The sequence below is a fragment of the Legionellales bacterium genome, from assembly GCA_026125385.1.
Lineage (GTDB): Bacteria > Pseudomonadota > Gammaproteobacteria > JAHCLG01 > JAHCLG01 > JAHCLG01.
In genome coordinates, this window is sequence record JAHCLG010000037.1 from 1 (window position 1) to 20,375 (window position 20,375).

22 protein-coding genes are annotated in these 20,375 nt (G+C 39.8%); 15 read left to right on the forward strand and 7 right to left on the reverse strand.

Translation table 11 applies throughout. The features are described 5' to 3' along the window. Positions 1-119: 119 nt before the first annotated feature. Positions 120-911 (forward strand): DUF3800 domain-containing protein, encoded by a 792-nt coding sequence (locus KIT27_11000; protein MCW5590172.1) that lies wholly within the window; start codon positions 120-122, stop codon positions 909-911. 351 nt (positions 912-1,262) lie between these two features. Here KIT27_11000 and KIT27_11005 read toward each other — a convergent pair whose 3' ends face one another. Then, the gene (locus KIT27_11005; protein ID MCW5590173.1) at positions 1,263-1,829 is read right to left on the reverse strand and encodes a hypothetical protein; all 567 of its coding nucleotides are present in this window, start codon (positions 1,827-1,829) and stop codon (positions 1,263-1,265) included. A gap of 153 nt (positions 1,830-1,982) precedes the next feature. Between KIT27_11005 and KIT27_11010 the strand changes: the two genes are divergently transcribed. The 11 genes from KIT27_11010 to KIT27_11060 are packed head-to-tail and all read left to right on the forward strand — an operon-like array spanning position 1,983 to position 10,029. Beyond that, a complete protein-coding gene (locus KIT27_11010) occupies positions 1,983-2,852 on the forward strand; it encodes an isoaspartyl peptidase/L-asparaginase (GenBank protein ID MCW5590174.1) in 870 nt (289 codons plus the stop codon). A 41-nt stretch (positions 2,853-2,893) separates the two neighbouring features. Next, positions 2,894-3,286, forward strand: coding sequence for an acyl-CoA thioesterase (locus KIT27_11015; GenBank protein MCW5590175.1), 393 nt, complete (start codon positions 2,894-2,896; stop codon positions 3,284-3,286). A gap of 14 nt (positions 3,287-3,300) precedes the next feature. Further along, the gene (gene ccmA / locus KIT27_11020; protein MCW5590176.1) at positions 3,301-3,957 is read left to right on the forward strand and encodes a cytochrome c biogenesis heme-transporting ATPase CcmA; all 657 of its coding nucleotides are present in this window, start codon (positions 3,301-3,303) and stop codon (positions 3,955-3,957) included. Beyond that, positions 3,954-4,637, forward strand: coding sequence for a heme exporter protein CcmB (ccmB, locus tag KIT27_11025; GenBank protein MCW5590177.1), 684 nt, complete (start codon positions 3,954-3,956; stop codon positions 4,635-4,637). The genes ccmA and ccmB overlap by 4 nt, the downstream gene beginning before the upstream one ends. Before the next feature lie 9 nt (positions 4,638-4,646). Then, a complete protein-coding gene (locus KIT27_11030) occupies positions 4,647-5,396 on the forward strand; it encodes a heme ABC transporter permease (GenBank protein ID MCW5590178.1) in 750 nt (249 codons plus the stop codon). Between the two features lie 19 nt (positions 5,397-5,415). Further along, entirely contained in the window at positions 5,416-5,565 is a 150-nt protein-coding gene (gene ccmD / locus KIT27_11035) for a heme exporter protein CcmD (GenBank protein MCW5590179.1), read from the forward strand. Continuing rightward, a complete protein-coding gene (gene ccmE, locus KIT27_11040; GenBank protein MCW5590180.1) occupies positions 5,549-5,968 on the forward strand; it encodes a cytochrome c maturation protein CcmE in 420 nt (139 codons plus the stop codon). Before ccmD ends, ccmE begins: the two co-directional genes overlap by 17 nt. Positions 5,969-5,984: 16 nt before the next feature. Further along, positions 5,985-7,970, forward strand: coding sequence for a heme lyase CcmF/NrfE family subunit (locus tag KIT27_11045; GenBank protein ID MCW5590181.1), 1,986 nt, complete (start codon positions 5,985-5,987; stop codon positions 7,968-7,970). After that, positions 7,967-8,509 carry a DsbE family thiol:disulfide interchange protein gene (locus KIT27_11050; GenBank protein ID MCW5590182.1) on the forward strand — a complete coding sequence of 181 codons (543 nt, stop codon included), beginning with the start codon at positions 7,967-7,969 and terminating at the stop codon, positions 8,507-8,509. Before KIT27_11045 ends, KIT27_11050 begins: the two co-directional genes overlap by 4 nt. Further along, on the forward strand, positions 8,506-8,931 hold the full coding sequence (locus KIT27_11055; GenBank protein ID MCW5590183.1) for a cytochrome c-type biogenesis protein CcmH: 426 nt from the start codon (positions 8,506-8,508) through the stop codon (positions 8,929-8,931). The genes KIT27_11050 and KIT27_11055 overlap by 4 nt, the downstream gene beginning before the upstream one ends. A 24-nt stretch (positions 8,932-8,955) precedes the next feature. Further along, positions 8,956-10,029 (forward strand): hypothetical protein, encoded by a 1,074-nt coding sequence (locus tag KIT27_11060; GenBank protein ID MCW5590184.1) that lies wholly within the window; start codon positions 8,956-8,958, stop codon positions 10,027-10,029. Positions 10,030-10,199: 170 nt separating this feature from the next. On the opposite strand, the gene KIT27_11065 is transcribed toward KIT27_11060, so the two are convergent. From KIT27_11065 to KIT27_11085, 5 genes are all read right to left on the reverse strand, one after another. After that, positions 10,200-10,706 (reverse strand): hypothetical protein, encoded by a 507-nt coding sequence (locus KIT27_11065; GenBank protein MCW5590185.1) that lies wholly within the window; start codon positions 10,704-10,706, stop codon positions 10,200-10,202. Positions 10,707-10,850: 144 nt separating this feature from the next. Further along, entirely contained in the window at positions 10,851-13,637 is a 2,787-nt protein-coding gene (gene barA / locus KIT27_11070; GenBank protein ID MCW5590186.1) for a two-component sensor histidine kinase BarA, read from the reverse strand. Between the two features lie 17 nt (positions 13,638-13,654). Then, positions 13,655-15,871 carry a GTP diphosphokinase gene (relA, locus tag KIT27_11075; GenBank protein MCW5590187.1) on the reverse strand — a complete coding sequence of 739 codons (2,217 nt, stop codon included), beginning with the start codon at positions 15,869-15,871 and terminating at the stop codon, positions 13,655-13,657. 11 nt (positions 15,872-15,882) lie between these two features. Beyond that, positions 15,883-17,220 carry a 23S rRNA (uracil(1939)-C(5))-methyltransferase RlmD gene (rlmD, locus tag KIT27_11080; GenBank protein MCW5590188.1) on the reverse strand — a complete coding sequence of 446 codons (1,338 nt, stop codon included), beginning with the start codon at positions 17,218-17,220 and terminating at the stop codon, positions 15,883-15,885. A gap of 18 nt (positions 17,221-17,238) precedes the next feature. Further along, positions 17,239-18,012 (reverse strand): 3'-5' exonuclease, encoded by a 774-nt coding sequence (locus tag KIT27_11085; protein MCW5590189.1) that lies wholly within the window; start codon positions 18,010-18,012, stop codon positions 17,239-17,241. A 139-nt stretch (positions 18,013-18,151) separates the two neighbouring features. Between KIT27_11085 and adk the strand changes: the two genes are divergently transcribed. Together adk and KIT27_11095 are read left to right on the forward strand one after the other, a co-directional pair. Further along, positions 18,152-18,811: an adenylate kinase gene (gene adk, locus KIT27_11090; protein ID MCW5590190.1), complete on the forward strand. Its 660-nt coding sequence runs from the start codon at positions 18,152-18,154 to the stop codon at positions 18,809-18,811. Next, the gene (locus tag KIT27_11095; GenBank protein MCW5590191.1) at positions 18,808-19,161 is read left to right on the forward strand and encodes a thioredoxin fold domain-containing protein; all 354 of its coding nucleotides are present in this window, start codon (positions 18,808-18,810) and stop codon (positions 19,159-19,161) included. Before adk ends, KIT27_11095 begins: the two co-directional genes overlap by 4 nt. A gap of 39 nt (positions 19,162-19,200) precedes the next feature. Here the strand turns inward: KIT27_11095 and KIT27_11100 are convergent, their stop codons facing one another. Next, the gene (locus KIT27_11100; protein ID MCW5590192.1) at positions 19,201-19,581 is read right to left on the reverse strand and encodes a hypothetical protein; all 381 of its coding nucleotides are present in this window, start codon (positions 19,579-19,581) and stop codon (positions 19,201-19,203) included. 311 nt (positions 19,582-19,892) lie between these two features. Here KIT27_11100 and KIT27_11105 point away from each other — a divergent pair, with 311 nt between their 5' ends. Next, a complete protein-coding gene (locus KIT27_11105) occupies positions 19,893-20,357 on the forward strand; it encodes a DUF2147 domain-containing protein (GenBank protein MCW5590193.1) in 465 nt (154 codons plus the stop codon). The last annotated feature ends 18 nt before the right edge of the window (positions 20,358-20,375 follow it).

The following is a 20,375-nucleotide window of genomic DNA, read 5'->3' on the forward strand; positions in this document are numbered from 1 at the left end:
GATCGGAGTTTTAAAATTTCACCGATCCTGGATTGTAGCGTAGCGAAATTCTAGGCTACTGTTGCTAACGAGTCGCTCGCAAGTTGGTTTTTATTTCGATTGAAGATGAGGTGATAATAATGAAACTTATTTATATCGATGAATCGGGTAATACTGGTACAAGGTCAGATGATATAAATCAACCCTATCATTTATTATCAGCTTTAATTGTTGATGATAATCAAGTGCATTCTATTGAAAATGATCTGCGTATGCTTGGAATTAAACATTTTGGCGCAGTTTCGCGAAATACTGATTTTGAATTTCACGGCTACGAAATTCATAAGGGAAAAGGTCGTTATTTTTCAAAGTTAAAAATTGAGCAACGTATTGATGTGATAAATGATTTAATAAATGTTATCAAAACAAATAATCTTCAAATTATTTATACTATTATTGATAAGCAGAAAAGCAATGCAAAATTGCATCCTCACCAATTAGCATTCCTTTTTCTTATAGAGCGTATAGAGGATTATTTGGATAATGAAAATTCGTTAGGCTTATTAATAGCGGATGAAAATCGTGATATTGAACAAAGGTTAATCGATGATTTAGAACGTTTTAAAACGATCGATACTGGATTTGGATATCGTCCTACTAAAGCCAATCACATAGTGGATTCAATCCATTTTGTAAAGTCTTACAATAACCATTTAATTCAATTGGTTGACATAGTTGCTTACTTACTCCTACGAGAGAAAAGGGTAATTGAAGAGCTAAGTAAAACGTACAAAGAACAATCAAGTGGTTGTGCTGAGGTATATCCGCCCCAGGAGTGGGTAGACAAAAATGCCAGTAAAAGACAAAAAATCGAGCTTGAACATGCAAATTTACTTACAAAACAAATAGTTGCTCGTAAAGAATTTCCATAAAAAAAGCCAACCAAGGTTTTTAAAAACTGGAGCTCAGTGTCCTAAACTCTCTCTTGGCTAGCATATATTTAGTATAACAAATGTTGATACTATTACAACCGCAAGTTTAATCGAACTTAATGTAGCCTGGAACTTCGCTGTGCTACGATCCAGGATCCCAAGCTTGTTAAAAACACCGATCCTTAATTGCACGTTATTCAACTCATGTTATATTTATGCGTAGTAGCGTAGCCTGGAATTACGCTGCGCTACAATCCAGGATCGGAGTTTTAAAATTTCACCGATCCTGGATCTCCGCTGCGCTGCGTTCCAGGCTACAATCCACGCCACAGATTGCGGTTTAAATTTCCATTATCCCATTTGATTAATCAAGGCTTGTTGCTCAAGAGCTTGTAAATTTTCTTTATTTAAATTATTTCCCCAAATGGTAAAATATTTAATACGCGAATTGTCTTTTAATGCAGTTAATAATATTGCTGCTGATTTATCGGTAATTTTATTGGCACTCAGTTTTATAGAAATTAAGGATTTATTTTTTGTCAATGCTTGTGCTAATGCCTCAGCGCCTTTGTCGCCGATTAAATTATGGCTTAAATTTAAATGAGTTAAATGATCATTATTTTTTAACATAGCCGCCAATTTAATCGCACCTTGATCGCTGATTTGACAATCTTCAATATCCAAGCGCGTGACTAATTTATTCTGGGTTAAATAGTCGGCTAAAACGAAGGCGCCTGAATCGCCAATATGAGTAAATACTAATTCGGTTTTAGTATTTTTACGAATTGCTTGGCGGACATCATAACTTTTTCGTGCCGTGTTTTCACCAACCAAGGCTAAGTGCTGTGAGGGCGTGGCGAAAACAGATGGTAAACATCCGATGATTAGTAATAAATAAAAAGCATAACGACGTACCATAAAGCATCTCCTTGCTGAGTAATAACCTAAGAATAAAGCAACTAGTGATCAACATCAATCACAGTATTAAAAATTATGATGGATAAAACTTTCTTAATGATATTGGCTAATTATGTTATGATTTTGCCAGTTATATTTTTCCAGGATTTTTTTATGAACTTAATTGTTCACGGTGGCGCCAGCAATATTCCAGATGAATTACATGAAGATTACCAACAAGGCTGTAAAAATGCTTATGATGAAGGCATGAAAATTTTACAGCAAGGCGGTAGTGCATTAGAGGCTATTGTCGCTGCAATTGGGGTGATGGAGGATGATCCCACGTTTAATGCCGCATTCGGTGCCTGTTTAAATACGGCGGGAGGTGTGAATTTATCAGCCGGATTAATGACGGGACAGGATTTACGATCGGGTGCTATCGTGGACGTGAATTTAGTAAAAAATCCGATTAGGCTTGCCAAAGAAGTATTATTACAGAGTAACCATTGTTTATTTTCAGGGAATGGTGCCCATGAATTTGCAAAGCAGCATGAAGTTGCAATGGTCCCTGAAAGTTACCATATAACCCCTCATCAACAAGCATTATTACGTGAAATTCAACAAGGGAATACCACTCTGGTTGAAGCAATGTGGCATGAAAAAAATCATGATACTGTTGGAGCAATTGCACTTGATAAAAACGGTAATTTAGCCGCAGGAAATTCCACCGGTGGAATTTTAAATCAAGCACCAGGACGAATTGGCGATGCGCCATTAATTGGGAGTGGATTCTATGCGGATAATCAACTGGGTGCTTTTGTTTGCACCGGATGGGGCGAATCCATTATGCGGTCAGCCATGGGGATGCGAGCATTATTAATGCTAAAAAACAAATCTGCGCAAGATGCTGCAAATCACGCTATTGATTTTCTTAAAAAAAGTGTCAACGGTCATGGTGGAATTTTAGTGATGAAACCTGATGGCGACGTGGGTTTTGCTTATAATACCCGAGACATGGCGCGGTATATCCCTGTAACCCTGTAGCTGGCAAAAAAATAGTAATTTAAGTTATATAAGGATTTTCAATGAAAACTTACCATTTTAATTACAAAGTCCGTTTAAACGATATCGATTTTATGGGAATTGTGGGACATGCGCAGTGGCTGACTATTTTAATGGAAGCGAGGCTTCATCTTTTGCAAGAAGTGGGTATGCCATTTGCACAGATGCTCAAAGAAAATATTGGCGGTGTGGTGGCTGAAGCTCAGGTGAAATATCTAAAGCCGGCGTATTATGATGATAATCTCAGCATTATGATGAATCCTCATACGCCCTTTAATAAAGGATTATTTATAAAATATACCGTGGTTAATCAACAGCAACAAGACTGTTTGCAGGCCGATCTCAAACTGGTATTTGTTGATAATACAGGAAAGCCTGTGGCGATGCCCGAGAAAATTGTACAAGAATTTTTTTAAGGGTTCATGCTATCATGAACGCTTTTCCAATGCAGGATTTCAACACCGTGTTGCCAGCACAATCACCCACTTTAGCGGTCACGCATTTACAAGGCGAACGCGGTGAGAAACGATTATTTACGAATTTAAATTTTGTCCTGCATGCTGGAGAAATTTTACAAATTGTGGGTAATAACGGGGCAGGAAAAACCACGCTATTGCGCATGTTATGCGGATTATTATTACCCACACGCGGCAGTATTCACTGGTGTGGAACATCCATTCACGAACAACGCATCGACTACTTAACGCAATTGCAATATTTAGGCGCAACACCGGCGCTGCAATTACAATTAACGCCTCGCGAAAATTTACGTTTTTTTGCCGGTCTAACGGCTGCAAGCATTTCACCCGATCAAGCACTAGCACACGTAGGATTAGCCGAACAACGCGATGAAATATGCGCTCACTTATCATCAGGCCAACAACGTCGTGTAGCCTTGGCACGTTTAATTTTAAATCCCACACGTTTATGGATTTTAGACGAACCGCTCACCGCACTCGATCAGGATGGCGTAACATTAATTCACACGCTTATTCAAGAACACCAACAACGTCAAGGTCTCATCGTGATCACCTCTCATCAAGCCTTAACTCTAGATGCGCTTAACGTGTTGAGGCTCACTCAATGAACTCTCTGACAACGGCACTCAAACACATCATCCTCCGCGAATATTTAATCGCCATGCGCAAACGCGGTGAAATGCTTTATCCCGTTGCTTTTTTTGTGATAGTAGTGTGTTTATTTCCTTTAGCGATTGGCAGCAATGCCGAATTGTTAAAGCACATAGCGCCGGGAGTGATTTGGGTCGCGGCATTGCTGGCAACTCTGCTGGGGCTCGATAATTTATTACGCAGTGATTATCACGATGGTAACCTCGAATTGATGGTCTTAAGTCCGCATCCATTAAGCGTGTTATTACTCGCCAAGGTGATTGCCCACTGGTTGTTGCTAGGTTTGCCGCTTATTATACTGACTCCACTGTTAAGCTTGGTGATGCAGCTTTCTTGGTATGAAGGTAGCATTCTCTGCCTAAGTTTGCTGTTGGGCACACCTATCTTAAGTTTAATCGGTGGAATTGGCTTGGGATTAACGCTTGGGCTTAGAAATCATGGTATACTGCTCGCGCTTTTGATTTTACCTTTATACGTGCCGGTGTTGATCTTCGGCAGTGGCAGCGTGTTAATGGTGGAATTAGGATTAAATCCCGCAGGTCAATTAGAAATTCTTGCTGGATTATTATTACTAAGTTTAAGTTTAGCGCCGTTAGCCTTGGCTTTTGCCGTTAAAATAGGATTAATGGAGGCGTGAACACAGTGGATGAATGGCATGTGGCAATGGTTTCATAAATTATCATCACCGCGTTATTTTTATCGATTCAGTAGTTTTGTCCTGCCGTGGTGCTGGGGAATATTCAGCGTATTATTTATTTACGGATTAATTGGTGGATTGGTTCTTGCGCCTGCCGATTATAAACAAGGCGATGGTTTTCGTATTATTTATTTACACGTACCTGCGGCCTTGATGTCGATTTTAATTTTTGCTGTCATGGCCGTGAATGCCGTGATATTTTTAATTTGGAAAATTAAACTCGCCGATGTCATAGCCAAAGTGAGTGCGCCCATTGGTGCGTCGATGGCATTTTTAGCTTTATTTACTGGTGCCGTGTGGGGCAAACCCATGTGGGGTACGTGGTGGGTGTGGGATGCGCGCTTAACCTCAGAACTAATTTTATTGTTTTTATATTTAGGTTACATTGCTCTGCGTAACGCCATTTCCGATCCGACTATTAGCGCCAAAGCCAGCAGTGTCATGGCGATTGTGGGCGCAATCGATTTACCCATCATTCATTATTCCGTGATTTGGTGGAATACTTTGCATCAAGGTGCATCGATTTCACTGTTTCAACATTCCACGATTGCGAGCAGTATGCTGCAACCATTAATCATCATGATTTTTGCCTTTTACGCATTCTATATCAGTTTATTGTTAAGTTTAGCGCGTCCAGAAATTTTGTGGCGTGAACGCGATAAACGCTGGGTATATGAGGTGATGCATGCTCATCAGTAAACTTGAACATTTTTTTGCGATGGGTGGCTATGCCTTATACGTGTGGTTGGCTTATGGTTGTGGATTATTGGTTATTAGCGTTAACATTATTCGCGCGCTAAAACAACCTCGCATGATTAAACAATCTCTATTGACTTATTGGCGTAAACACCATGAGAAAAGAACGTAAACAACGTTTATATTTTATTGCTTTGATAATCACTGGCGTGAGTGTAGCGCTGGGCTTTATGCTCTATGCGCTCAGCAATAATATTAATTTTTTCATCAGCCCCACGCAAATTCAACAAGGCCAAGCGCCACTTCATCAAGAATTTCGTTTAGGCGGATTGGTGGCGAAAAATAGCGTCCATTATTTAAAAAATGGCGAAGTCATTTTTACTGTGACTGATAACCAACATCAAATTGAAGTGCATTATCAAGGCATTTTACCCGATCTCTTTAAAGCAGGACGTGCCGTTGTCACCGAAGGACATTTGCAAAATCAGCAACTCTTTATTGCCGATCAAGTATTAGCCAAACACGATAACCAATACATGCCCCAACAAATTAAACAAGAATTAAAAAAAACCTAACCCCACAGGAAACGTTATGATCCCAGAACTTGGACATTTTGCTTTAATTCTCGCATTATGCTTAGCGTGCTTTCAGGCATTTTTACCCGTGCTTGGCAGTTTTTTAAAACGCAGTCAGTGGATGGCGGTAGCTAAACCCGCGGCGATGGGACAAGCCATTTTTGTGACTTTAGCATTTCTTGCGTTGGCCTGGGCTTTTGCACAGAATGATTTTTCAGTGTTATATGTCGCGCAAAATTCTAATACTCATTTACCACTTTTTTATCGCGTGTGTGCGGTGTGGGGCGCGCATGAAGGATCATTATTACTTTGGATGCAAATTTTAGCGTGCTGGACACTGGCTGTGTGTTTTTTCAGTAAAAATTTACCGCGCGACATGTTGGCACAAGTATTAAGCGTGATGGGAATGATAAGCGTGGGATTTTTATTATTTTCATTATCCACCTCCGATCCTTTTATTCGTCTCTTACCGAGCATCCCCAGCAATGGCGCCGATTTAAATCCATTACTGCAAGATCCCGGATTTATTTTTCATCCACCCATGCTCTATATCGGCTATGTGGGATTTTCTGTGGCCTTTGCCTTTGCTATAGCGGGATTATGGCGCGGGGAATTAAATACGCAATGGGTACGCTGGACTCGTCCGTGGACATTAATTGCCTGGGGATTTTTAAGCGCGGGAATTACCCTGGGCAGTTGGTGGTCTTATCGTGAATTAGGTTGGGGCGGCTGGTGGTTTTGGGATCCGGTGGAAAATGCCTCGTTTATGCCGTGGCTGATGGGAGTGGCCTTAATTCACTCACTCTCAGCCACAGAGAAGCGCGGCTGTTTTAAAAGTTGGACTGTATTATTAGCGATTTTTGCGTTTTCTTTAAGTTTATTAGGCACGTTTTTAGTGCGTTCTGGTATTTTAATTTCAGTTCATGCCTTTGCTGTTGATCCGGCGCGCGGTGCTTATATGCTAAAATTTTTAAGCATTGTTATTTTAGGATCGTTATTGTTATATGCGTGGCGCGCCCGCGCTCTTGAAGATAATGCCACCTTCCAATTTATTTCCCGCGAAACATTTTTGCTATTGAATAATATTATGTTAACCACGGCCTGTGCGACAGTATTATTAGGCACCTTGTATCCTCTGATTTTAGAAGCGCTCAACTTAGGAAAAATTTCGGTAGGGGCGCCCTATTTTAATTTAGTCTTTATTCCGATTATGTTAGTGATGATGTTTTTTATGTCACTTGCCCCGCATGCGCATTGGCAAAATCAGTCGCTGCGGGATTTAATGCAAAAAATTCGTTGGCCCATGTTATCAGCATTATTATTAGGTTTTAGTTTACCGTTAGTGATTTTTCATCAATTTTATTTTTGGCTCAGCGTTGGATTATTTTTTGCATTTTGGGTTATTAATGCCGTTATTTTTACGACCTTAGCCAAAGTGCGCGCCATTAAAAAAGGTGTGCGAGGTTTTATGCAATTACCGCTTGCGCATTATGGCATGGTCTTAGGCCACATCGGTTTAGGCGTTGCTGCTATTGGGATTATCTTAGTTTCTAATTTTTCAATTGAACGTACGCTGAGTTTAGTCCCCGGTGAAACAGCGCAGCTTGGAGATTATTATTTTCATTTTGTGAATGTTACCACGGTACCAGGTTCTACCTATCAAGCTGCCGAAGCTAAGCTTATCGTCACTAAACACCACAGCACATTCACCCAAATTGTCTACCCACAAAAACGATATTATCCAGTACGCGAAATGGCATTATCTAAAGTGGCGATCGCTGTCAATCCTTGGCGCGATATTTATGTCGCCTTAGGATCGGCCATTCCCAATAGCTCAGCGTGGTCATTTCGCTTATATTATAAACCCTTTGTACGCTGGATTTGGACAGGCGGATTATTAATTTTAATCGGTGGCTTATTTGCCGCATTCGATAAACGTTATCGACGCAAAAAAAACCACGATCAACTCACCCAATGGCAGCTTCAGGAATCATTAACATGAAAAAATCCTTATGGGCGCTAGTACCCATTATTTTATTTTTAGCGTTAGCCGCATTATTTTGGCGCGGATTGAATTTAGATCCACACCGTATTCCATCGCCATTAATTAATAAACCGGCACCGACATTTTATTTAGCGAGTCTCGACCAACCAGGACAGTGGTATAATAATTCAATTTTTCAAGGTCAAGTATCGTTACTGAACGTCTGGGCATCTTGGTGTGTGACTTGTCAAGATGAGCATGCAATCTTGATGTCAATTGCGCTTGACCACACCCTCCCAATTTATGGTTTAGATTATAAAGATACTCGGCAAGATGCCGAACATTTTATCGATAAACTGGGTAATCCATTTACGAAAATTTTATTTGATGAACACGGCACCACGGCAATTAATTGGGGCGTGTATGGAACACCCGAAACGTTTATTCTCGATAAAAAAGGGATCATTCGTTTTAAACAAATTGGCGCTATCACTCCCGAAATTTGGCAACATAGCATGTTACCCTTAATTAAAAAATTACAACAGGAAAGCGTATGAAAAAAATCTTAGTCAATTTAAAATCTCTGAGTATTATTCTATTATTAATAGGTTTAATTATGATGTCGCCTAGTTTTGCCGCGAGCGATATTTACCCATTTCAACATCCTAACGATCAACAACGTTTTCATTATTTGCTGACGCAATTTCGTTGTTTAGTCTGTCAAAATGAAGATTTGGCCGATTCCAATGCCAAACTCGCCGCCGATTTACGCCAGCAAATTTATCAGATGGTCAAGCAGCATCACAGTAATGAAACCATTCGCCAGTATTTAGTCGATCGCTATGGTGATTTTGTATTATATAAACCACCACTCCAAGAAAATACCTATGCGTTATGGTTTGCGCCGTTGATATTTTTTGCTGTAGGCATGTTCATGGGATGGTTGATCTGGAAAAAACGTCAGCGCATGCAACGATAATAACAGGATAGGAATTGCTAAAAAATGATGATGCTTGTATTTTGGATGCTATTTGGTTTTATGGTATTGAGTGCTTGCTTATGCGTCAGTTTACCTTTGGTGCGCCAGGTGGATTCTAAGCAATGGCCAGGATACCTCCAACAAAAAAGCCCAATCGTTGCCATTATTGCTACCCTCTTAATACTCAGCCTCGCATTCGTGTTGTATAGCAAATGGGGAGACAATACAGGATTAAAAGAATATTATACGTTACAAAAGAATGCTAAAGAGACGCAAAAAATCATCGCCGAATTAAAAACGCCCGCCTTGATTATTGCAAAATTACAAGCTCATTTAGCGCAGGATCCTAATAGTGATCGCGGATGGTATTTGCTGGGGCGTTTGTATTTTACCATGAGCAATTTTAAGCAAGCCGAGCAAGCATTTTTTCACGCACACACACTGTCACCCAATAATAATGATATCACCATGCAATACGCGCAAGCGAGTTACTTTGCCCAGGGTCAACAATTTAAACCCGAGATTTTGGAAATGATACAAACTGTTTTAAAAAACGATCCTAACAATAATACCGCTTTAAATTTATTAGCGATTGATAATTATCATCATCAAGATTATCAACAAGCGATTGTCTTATGGGAAAAACTGTTGCAAGAACATCCGCCACAAACAGCTGATGGTAAAATTATTTTAGACGCAATTGTTAAAGCGCAAAAACAATTACAATTATTACATCCTAAAACGTTAATTAAAATTCCAGTTCACGTAACTTTACAAGACCATGAGCAAAAAAACTTTACACCGGAAACTAAAGTTTTTATTTACGCGCAAGCGCTGCAAGGCCCGCCGATGCCTTTAGCAATCGTTCAAAAACACGTTAAAGATTTACCGCTAAATATAACGCTTGATTCAACCATGGCGATGTTACCGAATATCGATTTGAATCACTACCCGAATATTCGCATTATTGCGCGAATTTCTCCGAGTGGCCAAGCCCTTCCACAACCCGATGATGTCTACGCAATTTCCAAACCCATTAATACTCAACATCCCATTTCTCCCGTGGTATTAACGATTAATACTGTTGGGAAAGTGTAGGTGGTGGTGCAATATAATTAAAACGAGTGGGTTATAAGTGAGATGCTAAGTATAAAGATACGAAGGAATGCATAACTAAATATATGTCTCCGTAATATTAGTTCGGCATCAAAGCTTAAAATTTAAGCGTGAAAAAATATTTTCGATCTTAACAGGTTATTGATGATGGATTAACATTCAGGGTGAATTAGTTTTTTAATGAAATTTCTTAATAGAGCGAGAACTATAGTAATTACCAGAGAAAAAACTAATAGTGTGACAAATAGTGAATAGAAATTAGCAGAAATCTCGTTAATATTTTTGGAGTAATTAGTTGCTGTGACTAAGCTTGAAACTTTTCCAGCAATAATGGCGGAGATTCCAGAAAAAAACATCCAACTTCCCATCATAATGCCCTGGAGACTGTCTCTTGCCAGCACCGCAATCATAGAGCTTCCTACCGGAGCAATACAGAGTTCCGCAATGGATTGGATTGAATAGCTTCCTACAACCCACCAAGAATTAACATGCAGAGTTAAATCATGATTAAGGATGCCGAAAACTAAGCAAAGGATACTAATAGACATTAGTGTAAGTGCTGTTAAAAATAGATCAGGAATTTCAACTTTTAAGTTAAGCTTATTTCTAACTAAACGTAAGAAAATGGGAAATATAAATCCTCCAAATGCAACTATCACAGCGTTGAAAATAAATTCCCAATAAAAATTCTCTGGCTTGCCGTGTTATTGAGCCGTGACCTCTCTGTTAAAACGTTCTCTTGGGTCACGGTTTTTTTTGCATTACTTTTTGAGTATAGATAACGCTACCTAATTTCTGCCAGATTAATTCGAGAAGAGGGGTAGGTGATGAATTTTCTCGCCTTCATTAATCACTTCTTCAATCGCAAGAATTAAATTTTGAAAATATTCCGCATAACGATCGTGCTGTTGCCGCTTTAACACGGTTTCAAATTGATGAGTTGCTTGTTTAAGCTTAGGTACTCCACAATAACAGGTTGCACCATGAAGTTTATGAACATAATGTTCAAGTTGTTCAAAATCGTTTGTCTGATAAGTTTCAATGATCGTGGCTTTTTCTTCGGGTAGTTTTTCAATTAACATTTCTAATAACTCAATTGCTAAATCGGGTTTGCCACCAGCGAGTTTTGTCGCTAAGGTCAAATCAATAATAGCATTGCTGATGAATGAATGCGGCGTTTCATGCTCAGATCTAACATTATTAAGTTTAGATTTTTTTACCCATTTATATAATAAGGTCTGTAATTGTGATTCATCGAGAGGTTTACTCAAATAATCATTCATGCCGGCTGCAATTAACGTATCTTTTTCTGTGCCTAAAATATGGGCGCTGATGGCAATAATGGGCGTAGCATGATTTAAGTGTTTAGCGTGGCGTAAGACGCGAGTGGTTTCAATGCCATCTAATTTTGGCATTTGAATATCCATGAAAATAATATCGTAGTGTTCTTGCTTGGCAAGTTCCACTGCGCGCTCGCCATCATCAGCCGTGCGAACTGTTATGCTCAATTTTTCGAGTAATGCTTTAATTAATTTTAAATTGGCTTCATTATCGTCTACCACCAATGCTGTTATTTCATATCGCTGAGCACTTGGTGATGGTGTATGTGTGGGTAATAAACTCTCTTTTTGTTTATGTAATAATCCATGACACAATTCATGATAAAGTTTTTTGGCAGAAACCGGTTTAATGAGACACTGTAAAGCGCCTTGATGTTTAATTTCTTGAATAATTTCTTGATTACTGGAATTAATTAATACGATAAAAGGTTGGTTACGTTGTGATAGATTGGAAAATAATGATTTTAATCCCAGCGAAGGTTGGTTAATGCCCAAAATCACTAATTGATAGCGTTTTTCTTGCAATGCTTGGTTAAATTCTGTTTCGTTTGTAGAACTAACATAGGTTACTCCCCAAGTGTTAAGCAGAAATTCTAAAGAAAAACGCACGCGTGGATGTTCTTCAAACAATAAAATACTGGAGCCATTTAAACGAGAATATTCAATATGTCCTGGCAATTTTGTTTTGGCATGTTCACTAATAAATGTGAACCAAAAAGTCGATCCTAAATTAGTTTCACTTTTAATCCCGATGGTTCCGCCCATTTGATTAATTAAACGTTTACAAATTGCGAGTCCTAATCCGGTTCCACCATAACGGCGGTGCACTGAGCTATCGGCTTGGCCGAACGCGCGAAATAATTGCTTTTGCTCTTGTTCATTTAATCCAAGACCGGTATCAATAATTTCTATTAAATATTCATTATGTTCAGTAGTACTGTTTTTTAAACCCACGTGAACTTCTACGCTGCCCTTATCAGTAAATTTAATGGCGTTGCCAACCAAATTGATAATAATTTGTTTTAGCCTTAAGGGATCGCCGATTAATTCACTAGGAATGGTTTTATCAATAATGCTAATTAATTCGATATGCTTGGCATGCGCATTGGGTGCTAATAACTCTAAGACGTCATCAATGCATTCATGCAGCGACATAGGAATATAATGCAAACGCAGTTTGCCGGCTTCAATTTTAGAAAAATCCAAAATATCGTTAATGATGTCCAGCAAATTCGCTGCAGATTTTTTTATGGTGGTTAAATAATCGCGTTGATGCGGAGATAATTCAGATTCAAGTAATAAATTGGTAAAGCCAATAATACTGTTCATTGGAGTGCGAATTTCATGACTGATATTGGCAATAAATTCCGATTTAACGCGCGAAGCTTCTAAGGCTTCTTTGCGTGCTATATTGAGTTCAATGTTTTGAATTTCCACCGTTTCTAAACTTTCTTTGAGATCGTGCGTTGCTTGTTCAATATTTTGTTGTAATTCTTCTTGTGAACGGCGTAAAGCTTTCGTCATTTGATTAATGCCTTGACTTAGCATGCCCAATTGCCCACCAAATTCGGGTTGCAGTTGAATGGCTAACTGACCCTCTTTAATTTTATTCACAGCTTCCGTAATTGCGGTTAAGGGATCGGTAATATCACGTCCAATACGCCAGGCAAAAATAATACTAAACAACGTGGCCAATAGTAAAAAAATCGCACTGGTGAAGAGCGTTTGATATTGCGCTAAGCGTATTCCAGCAGGGTTAAACGCGATAGCCACCCAACCTACCACGCGAGTTGGAGTATGAGTGGAAAGCGGATTATTTTTTAAATTCTCAACCGTGTTGATGTTCAACATCACGGGTTTGATCATAATCAAGTTCGATTCATCCTCGCGAACACTAACTTGATTGTCGGGTTGTAATTCATGGGCGCTGAGGCTCAATTTTTCATCGTAAGGGCCAGCATAAGCCAAAATATTTTTGTGATCATCAAAAATAATTGCAGCGTCAATATTAGGATTATCAATCGTGGCATCCGTTAAATCTTGTAATAAATGACGATTATTAGTAAATAAGCCATATTTACTCGCAGAGGTTAATTCACGAATAATAAAATGACCTTCTTTGTGCAATTGTGCTTCTAAATCTTGGAAGCGAATTAACGTGAAATAACAACCGAGCACAATCGAAATTAAGATAGTGGGTAATAATGCTAATAATAAAACTCTTTTTTTAATATCCCAGTTTTTTAGCATGATTATTTTTCCTTGTTTTATCCTGATTGTTCACGACGCACCATGGTGACGTTGGGTAATTGTTGAATTAATGTTAATAAGCGGCTTAACTGTGTTAAATCATCTATTTCAATGGTTAAATTGATTTGTGCGCTATTTTCATTTTTATTCGTCGTCGTAGAAATAGCCACGAGGTTAATATGTTCATTCGATAAAATCGCCGTGACATCGCGAACTAAATTTCGCCGATCATGAGCATTAATCACAATATCAACCGGATAGTGATGACGTGCGGTTGCTTCCCATTCCACACTCACTAAACGTTGTTTGCTGGATTCTGAAGCATGCAAGACATTCGCACAATCTTGACGATGAATAGAAACGCCGCGTCCGCGGGTAATAAAACCAATGACTGCTTCTCCCGGCAAGGGTTGACAACAACGCGCAATATGCGTTAACAAATTACCCACTCCCGAAATGGTAATATCACTGGGCGCGGTATTCGCTGAAATTTTGGGGTGTGATTTAATTACGATGTGATCATCTTTAGCGGTTTGTGGTTTTTCTTGAGTTTGTAAAACGCCAATAATTTGGCTAACGCGTAAATCGCCACAGCCTAATGCCGCATAAAGATCAGCAGATGATTTATAGTGGAATTTTTTTAATAAAAATTCTTCATCGGGATTGGATAAATTTAAGCGATTTAATTCGGCCTTTAATAAATTATGCCCGTCATCGCGATTTTGTTGGTAATCTTGTTGTTTAAACCAGCTAAATACTCGTGCACGCGCGCGTGAAGAAGTGAGATAACCCAAATGAGGATTCATCCAATCGCGGCTGGGTTGGGCGTGTTTTCCTGTAAGAATTTCAACTTGTTCACCAGTTTGTAAGTGATAATTTAAAGGGACAATTTTCCCATTCACTTTCGCACCACGACAACGATGTCCGACTTCGCTATGGATTTGATAAGCAAAATCGAGTGGCGTTGCACCCAGTGGCAAATCTTTAACTTCACCGCGCGGGGTTAACACATAGATGCGATCGTCTGTTAGATTGGCATCGAGATTGCCGCGTTCTTCTTGGGAAATTAATTCTTTTTGCCAATCGAGCACTTCACGTAACCAGGCAATGCGGCCTTCTTGCGTGGGTTTTTTGGCGCCCTCTTTATATGCCCAATGCGCCGCCACTCCCAGCTCAGATTCTTTATGCATTTGAAAGGTGCGAATTTGTACTTCTAAATTTTTCTGTCCTGGGCCAATGACTGCAGTATGAATAGAGCGATAGCCATTGGGTTTGGGTGTGGCAATATAATCATCGAATTCCTTGGGAATTTGTTTCCATAAACTATGAACAATTCCTAATACGGCGTAACAATCTTCGATATTTTCCACCAAGACGCGCACTGCCAGCGCATCATAAATTTCATTAATACCGACTTTTTTGCGCTGCATTTTGCGATAAATACTGTAAATATGTTTCGCGCGTCCGTTAATTTCAAATTGTTCAATGCCTTCTATTTTAATTTTTTCGTGTAAAGAGTCGATGGCCTCTTGCACGAATTGTTCGCGTTCTACGCGTTTAGAATCGAGCGATTTGGCGATACGATGATATTCTTCTTTATTAAAATAGCGAAATGCTAAATCTTCTAATTGCCATTTAATTTGATTAACCCCTAAACGATTCGCCAGAGGGGCATAAATATCTAAGGTTTCTTGGGCAATGGTTTTGCAATGTTGTTCACCGAGTAATGGCGCTGCGTGTAAATTCACGGTTTGTTCGGCGAGTTTAATTAACACAACCCGGACATCTTCTACCATGGCAATTAACATTTGTCGCATATTATCGAGATGACGACGATGATGTAATTCGCGATGACTGGTTTGGTGCAAAAAACGAATTTCCGCTAAACGTTCGACACCTTGAATTAATTTACTGACTTCTTTACCTAATTGTTCTTGCACATCTTCGATATCTAAATCGGCGTATTGCACACAGCTATAAACTAGGCTTGCAGCCAATGTTGTGCTGTCGGCTTTCAGCGAATGTAAAATTTCTGCAATGGCTAAGCCTTCTTGTAAACACGACATTGCATTAGGTGTGGCATTTTCACTGCCAGCAAATTCCGCTAGCGCACAGGCGTTTTGGATCAAGCGCAAATCGGCTGGCTGATATTCGCGTGCTAAATGGCTTAACCAAGTTTCTAAATGAATACTGTGATCGGGTAAATAAAAATCGCGTTGTTTGATTTGTACCATAGTTCACTCGATTATGATGGCTGCGGTGATTTAGTAAATAAGGCCATGGCTTCAACATGACTGGTGTGTGCAAACATATCCATCACACCCGCAGCTTGCAAACAATATCCTTGCTGATGAATTAACAATTCGGCATCGCGTGCCAGCGTGGCTGGATTACACGATACGTAAACAATCCTTTGGACAGGTTTTTGGGCAAATTGTTCTAGTATTTCATACGCACCTGAACGTGGCGGATCGATAAGAATTTTAGCATAGTTTTCGTTAAACCACGGCGCTTTTTCGTGCAACTGCGTTAAATCGGCGGCATAAAATTCGGTATTGGCGAGTTTATTGTGCGCCGCATTATGAGTTGCGCGCACGCACATGCGTGGATCACCTTCTACTCCAATCACTTTGGCAGCACGCGTCGCAATGGGTAAAGTAAAATTTCCTAAGCCACAAAATAAATCTAAAATCGTTTCATCGGGTTTTGGATCCAGTAAGCTTAGCGCTTGTTCAATCATCAAAGGATTTAAACTGGGATTGATTTGAGTAAAATCTGTGGGATGAAAAAATAATTCTAAATTAAAATGATCCAATCGATACGAGAGTAACTCGTTATCATCGTCAGGATAGATTTTATGAATACTATCGGGTTTTCCAGGTTGTAAGTAAATGGCAAATTCGTGAATTTTCGCAAAGGCTGTTAAGGCATTTATTTCTTCTGAGGTTAATTCGCGCAAATGACGAATAATTAACGCCACAGTATCCGCACTCACCGCACATTCTAATTGCGCAATGTGTTCACGCGCAGTAAAGGTATCGAAAAATTCACGTAACAGGTGAATGCGTTTACCTAAACGGGGTTCGAGAATTTCGCACGAATTCATATTAGCGAGATAACGGCCATTGCGTTCACGAAAGCCGATGAGCATGGTATTTTTACTGAGTAAATATTTCGCGCCTAAGCGTGCTTTATGGCGATATCCCCACGTGTCGCATTGCAAGGGAGGTAACAGTGTTTGAGGTTGGGCTTTAGCAATGTGCTTGAGCATTTCTAATAATACGCGTTGCTTTAGTTCAATTTGCGCGGGTGAACTTAGGTGTTGCAAACTGCAACCCCCACACAATTGATAAAATTCACACCGCGGAGACACGCGCTCAGGTGCTGGGTTAATAATATTAACCGCCATGCCCTCGTTATAGCGACTGTGTTTGCGGGTTAATTGAAATTCTACCGTTTCACCTGGTAATGCCTGATCAATAAAATGAATTTTTTGATCAATATGTGCGATGCCACGGCCTTCATGACTTAAGGATTCTATGGTTGCGGTGTGGAGTTGATGACGATCAAACGATTTTCTCATAAGATTTAATTTCCTAAATTAAATATGCCATGCCTGTAAAAATTCATTAAGATGTGGTTTATTTTCATGTTGTAAATAGTGTCTAAGTCGATCACATTGTTGTTGATAGTGTTCTCGAGTAAGCTGACCACGAATTAATTGAAAACGCAAATAGACTAAAAAAGTATTTAATACATCGGTTTCACAATAATTGCGAATGGCTGGCAATTCGCCTTGTTGATAGGCATCCCATACTTTCGCACCACTCATGCCCATTTTGCCAGGAAAGCCCAACATGGTGGCAATATCATCTAATGGCGCATTCGCGCGAGCTTGATATAACGCTAAATAATCCATTAAATCTAAATGCCGTTCATGATAACGATTTAAATAATTATTCCAACGAAATTGATTTAATTCGTTGCCCGTTTCCCAGTAGGTTGGAGCACTTACGCCGTGTAACAGTGAGCGATAATGCAAAACGGGTAAATCAAAGCCACCACCGTTCCACGAAACTAATTGTGGTTGATATTTTTCGATGCCTTGGAAAAAACGTTGCAAAATATCGTCTTCTGTAGCGTTCACCTCACCTAGTGACCATACTTTTAAATGATTTTGATCGTAGAGCACTAATGAGATGGCGATCACGCGTTGCAAATGCAAACGTAAAAAATCGTTGCCATGACTGGCTTGTCGTTGCAATAAAAATAATGCATTGGCAATTTCAGCATCGCTTAATCCGCTAAAATCATGCAGTTTTTTCGCAGATGAAATGTCGGGAACGGTTTCAATGTCAAAAACTAAAATCGGCATAATCATTTCCTTGGTATATGGTGATGCGTCGCACCACAAGATCTTGGTGGAAATCGTTGTATAGTACAAGAGTTAAGGTTACTATTGCCAGGAATTAACGCATTAAAAATCCGCTTAAAGCAACAGGAGATTATGATTCATGCAAGTGATGCTGTTAGGCAGTCCAGGTTCAGGGAAAGGGACGCAAGCAAAATATATTGTGGAACGTTATGGGATTTCACAAATTTCTACGGGCGATATGTTACGAGCTGCGGTTAACGCGGGAACACCGCTGGGAAAAAAAGCCAAAGCGGCGATGGACGCTGGTGGTTTAGTTTCAGACGATATTATTATTGGTTTAGTCAAAGAACGTATTCAAGAAAAAGATTGTGCAAATGGCGTTTTATTCGATGGTTTCCCACGCACCCGAGTGCAAGCTTTAGCAATAGAAGAGCAGGGCATTGTTTTAGATCACGTCATTGAACTGGCTGTGGATGACGAAGAAATTGTCAAACGCTTAAGTGGACGGCGCATTCATGTAGCGTCTGGTCGCATTTATCATATTCTTTATCAACCACCCAAAGTGGATAATCGCGACGATATTACGGGCGATACCTTAATTCAACGGGAAGACGATTGCGAAGCCACGGTGCGCAAACGGTTGCAAGTGTATCACGAACAAACCACGCCTTTAATCGAATTTTATCAAGAAATGGCTAAGCAATATCCTCAGCGCACACGTTATAGCAAAATTTCAGGTGTGGGCACTGTCGAAGAAATTCGCGATCGAATTTTTGCTATTTTGGATACTTCAACATGAGCACCGTGCAATTAACCGAAAGTAATTTTGACGAAATATTCGATCAACATGAAATTGTGTTAATTGCCTTTTCGGCTGCTTGGTGCGCGCCTTGTCATCGTTTTGCTACGGTTTATGAAAAAGTGTCACAACACTTTTCTGATTGTCTTTTTACCGAGGTAGACGTTGAAGCCAATGCGCAACTTGCTCAAGATTTTAATGTCCGTTCCGTCCCCACGTTAATTATTATTCGCGAACGCGTGGCGGTATTTTTTCAAGCTGGAACTCTTACGGAAGCCGCGTTGATTGACTTAATCGAACAAGCGAAACGGTTGAATATGGATGAAGTTCATCATGATGGCCAGGAATAAAAAAAGCACCGGCAAGCGGTGCTTTTTAACCACTGAAATTTAAGCGGCTTGACGACGTTTTGCAACGATACTACGCCGTTTAATAGCACCCACTTTACGAGCTTTAAAACTTTTAACAGTTGCAGTTTTTGCTTTCGCGGGTTTAGCCTTAGCTTTCACTTTTTTAGTGGTGGTAGCTTTTTTGGCAGCGGCAATTTTGCGTTGAAATTCTTTTTTCAAGGTTTCAACTTTGGCTTTCCATTGTTTATTGGTTTGTTCCACTTTCTTTTCAGCTACGCGTAATTGTTTACGAATTTTTTGCAATTCGCGACGTAGTTGAGTGACGATGGTTTGATTACTCTTAGCTTTGGTGCTGCGTGTTTTAGCACTGGCACGTTTAGCGGTGGTGACTTTACGAACAGAACGTTTTTTTACGGGCATGACGTTTACTCCTGAATGTCGCGGGTGAGATCACCCGGTTGTCCCTCATTAAAACACCCAAAGATACTAAGTTTCACGTACTAATATACTGCTATTTTCTTTGGGTTGAAAGCTTTTTACAGCATTTCTCCTCATTTAGTTTAGCACAAGCATATGAAAATCAAGTTATTATGGGTATTCTTGCAAAAAATTCTCTGTGTTTTGCCGGAAATTAATTCAAGATTATCGTCTATTTGCCATTGAGTATTGCGTTAAAAAGCAATATATTGTGTTTTTTATATGGAAGCAGCAATGCTGAGTGTGGAGGCGCCATGAAAATGAAAAATTATTTGCGATGGATGATATTGAGTATTTTACTGTGTGCGGGATGCTCTTTTGCACTTGCAATGTCGCCCGTTGGCCAATGGAAAACCATTGACGATGCCAGCGGAAAAGCGCGCAGCATCGTTGAGATTGAAACAGTCAATGGAAAATTACAAGGTAAAATTCTACAAGTATTTTTGCGTCAAGGCGAAAAACCCAAAGATCAATGTAAAAAATGCCAAGGCGCATTACACAATAAACCCATCATTGGCATGACGTTTTTGTGGGGTTTAGAAAAAACCAAAGATAATTTATGGAAAAATGGTTATGTGCTCGACCCCCACAATGGCAAAATCTACCGCGCCGAAATTGCCTTAGGTAACCAAGGCCGCACCCTCACCATTCGCGGTTATATCGGCATCCCACTCTTCGGCCGCAGCCAAACCTGGCTACGCGTCAATGCGCAGCCATAGCCTGGAACGAAGCATGCC

Excerpts from the sequence above, each read along its gene's own strand:
- KIT27_11000 (MCW5590172.1), top strand. The coding sequence starts at position 120 with ATGAAACTTATTTATATCGATGAATCGGGTAATACTGGTACAAGGTCA.
- KIT27_11005 (MCW5590173.1), bottom strand. The coding sequence starts at position 1,829 with ATGGTACGTCGTTATGCTTTTTATTTATTACTAATCATCGGATGTTTA.
- KIT27_11010 (MCW5590174.1), top strand. The coding sequence starts at position 1,983 with ATGAACTTAATTGTTCACGGTGGCGCCAGCAATATTCCAGATGAATTA.
- KIT27_11015 (MCW5590175.1), top strand. The coding sequence starts at position 2,894 with ATGAAAACTTACCATTTTAATTACAAAGTCCGTTTAAACGATATCGAT.
- ccmA (MCW5590176.1), top strand. The coding sequence starts at position 3,301 with ATGAACGCTTTTCCAATGCAGGATTTCAACACCGTGTTGCCAGCACAA.
- ccmB (MCW5590177.1), top strand. The coding sequence starts at position 3,954 with ATGAACTCTCTGACAACGGCACTCAAACACATCATCCTCCGCGAATAT.
- KIT27_11030 (MCW5590178.1), top strand. The coding sequence starts at position 4,647 with ATGAATGGCATGTGGCAATGGTTTCATAAATTATCATCACCGCGTTAT.
- ccmD (MCW5590179.1), top strand. The coding sequence starts at position 5,416 with ATGGGTGGCTATGCCTTATACGTGTGGTTGGCTTATGGTTGTGGATTA.
- ccmE (MCW5590180.1), top strand. The coding sequence starts at position 5,549 with ATGAGAAAAGAACGTAAACAACGTTTATATTTTATTGCTTTGATAATC.
- KIT27_11045 (MCW5590181.1), top strand. The coding sequence starts at position 5,985 with ATGATCCCAGAACTTGGACATTTTGCTTTAATTCTCGCATTATGCTTA.
- KIT27_11050 (MCW5590182.1), top strand. The coding sequence starts at position 7,967 with ATGAAAAAATCCTTATGGGCGCTAGTACCCATTATTTTATTTTTAGCG.
- KIT27_11055 (MCW5590183.1), top strand. The coding sequence starts at position 8,506 with ATGAAAAAAATCTTAGTCAATTTAAAATCTCTGAGTATTATTCTATTA.
- KIT27_11060 (MCW5590184.1), top strand. The coding sequence starts at position 8,956 with ATGATGATGCTTGTATTTTGGATGCTATTTGGTTTTATGGTATTGAGT.
- barA (MCW5590186.1), bottom strand. The coding sequence starts at position 13,637 with ATGCTAAAAAACTGGGATATTAAAAAAAGAGTTTTATTATTAGCATTA.
- relA (MCW5590187.1), bottom strand. The coding sequence starts at position 15,871 with ATGGTACAAATCAAACAACGCGATTTTTATTTACCCGATCACAGTATT.
- rlmD (MCW5590188.1), bottom strand. The coding sequence starts at position 17,220 with ATGAGAAAATCGTTTGATCGTCATCAACTCCACACCGCAACCATAGAA.
- KIT27_11085 (MCW5590189.1), bottom strand. The coding sequence starts at position 18,012 with ATGCCGATTTTAGTTTTTGACATTGAAACCGTTCCCGACATTTCATCT.
- adk (MCW5590190.1), top strand. The coding sequence starts at position 18,152 with ATGCAAGTGATGCTGTTAGGCAGTCCAGGTTCAGGGAAAGGGACGCAA.
- KIT27_11095 (MCW5590191.1), top strand. The coding sequence starts at position 18,808 with ATGAGCACCGTGCAATTAACCGAAAGTAATTTTGACGAAATATTCGAT.
- KIT27_11100 (MCW5590192.1), bottom strand. The coding sequence starts at position 19,581 with ATGCCCGTAAAAAAACGTTCTGTTCGTAAAGTCACCACCGCTAAACGT.
- KIT27_11105 (MCW5590193.1), top strand. The coding sequence starts at position 19,893 with ATGAAAATGAAAAATTATTTGCGATGGATGATATTGAGTATTTTACTG.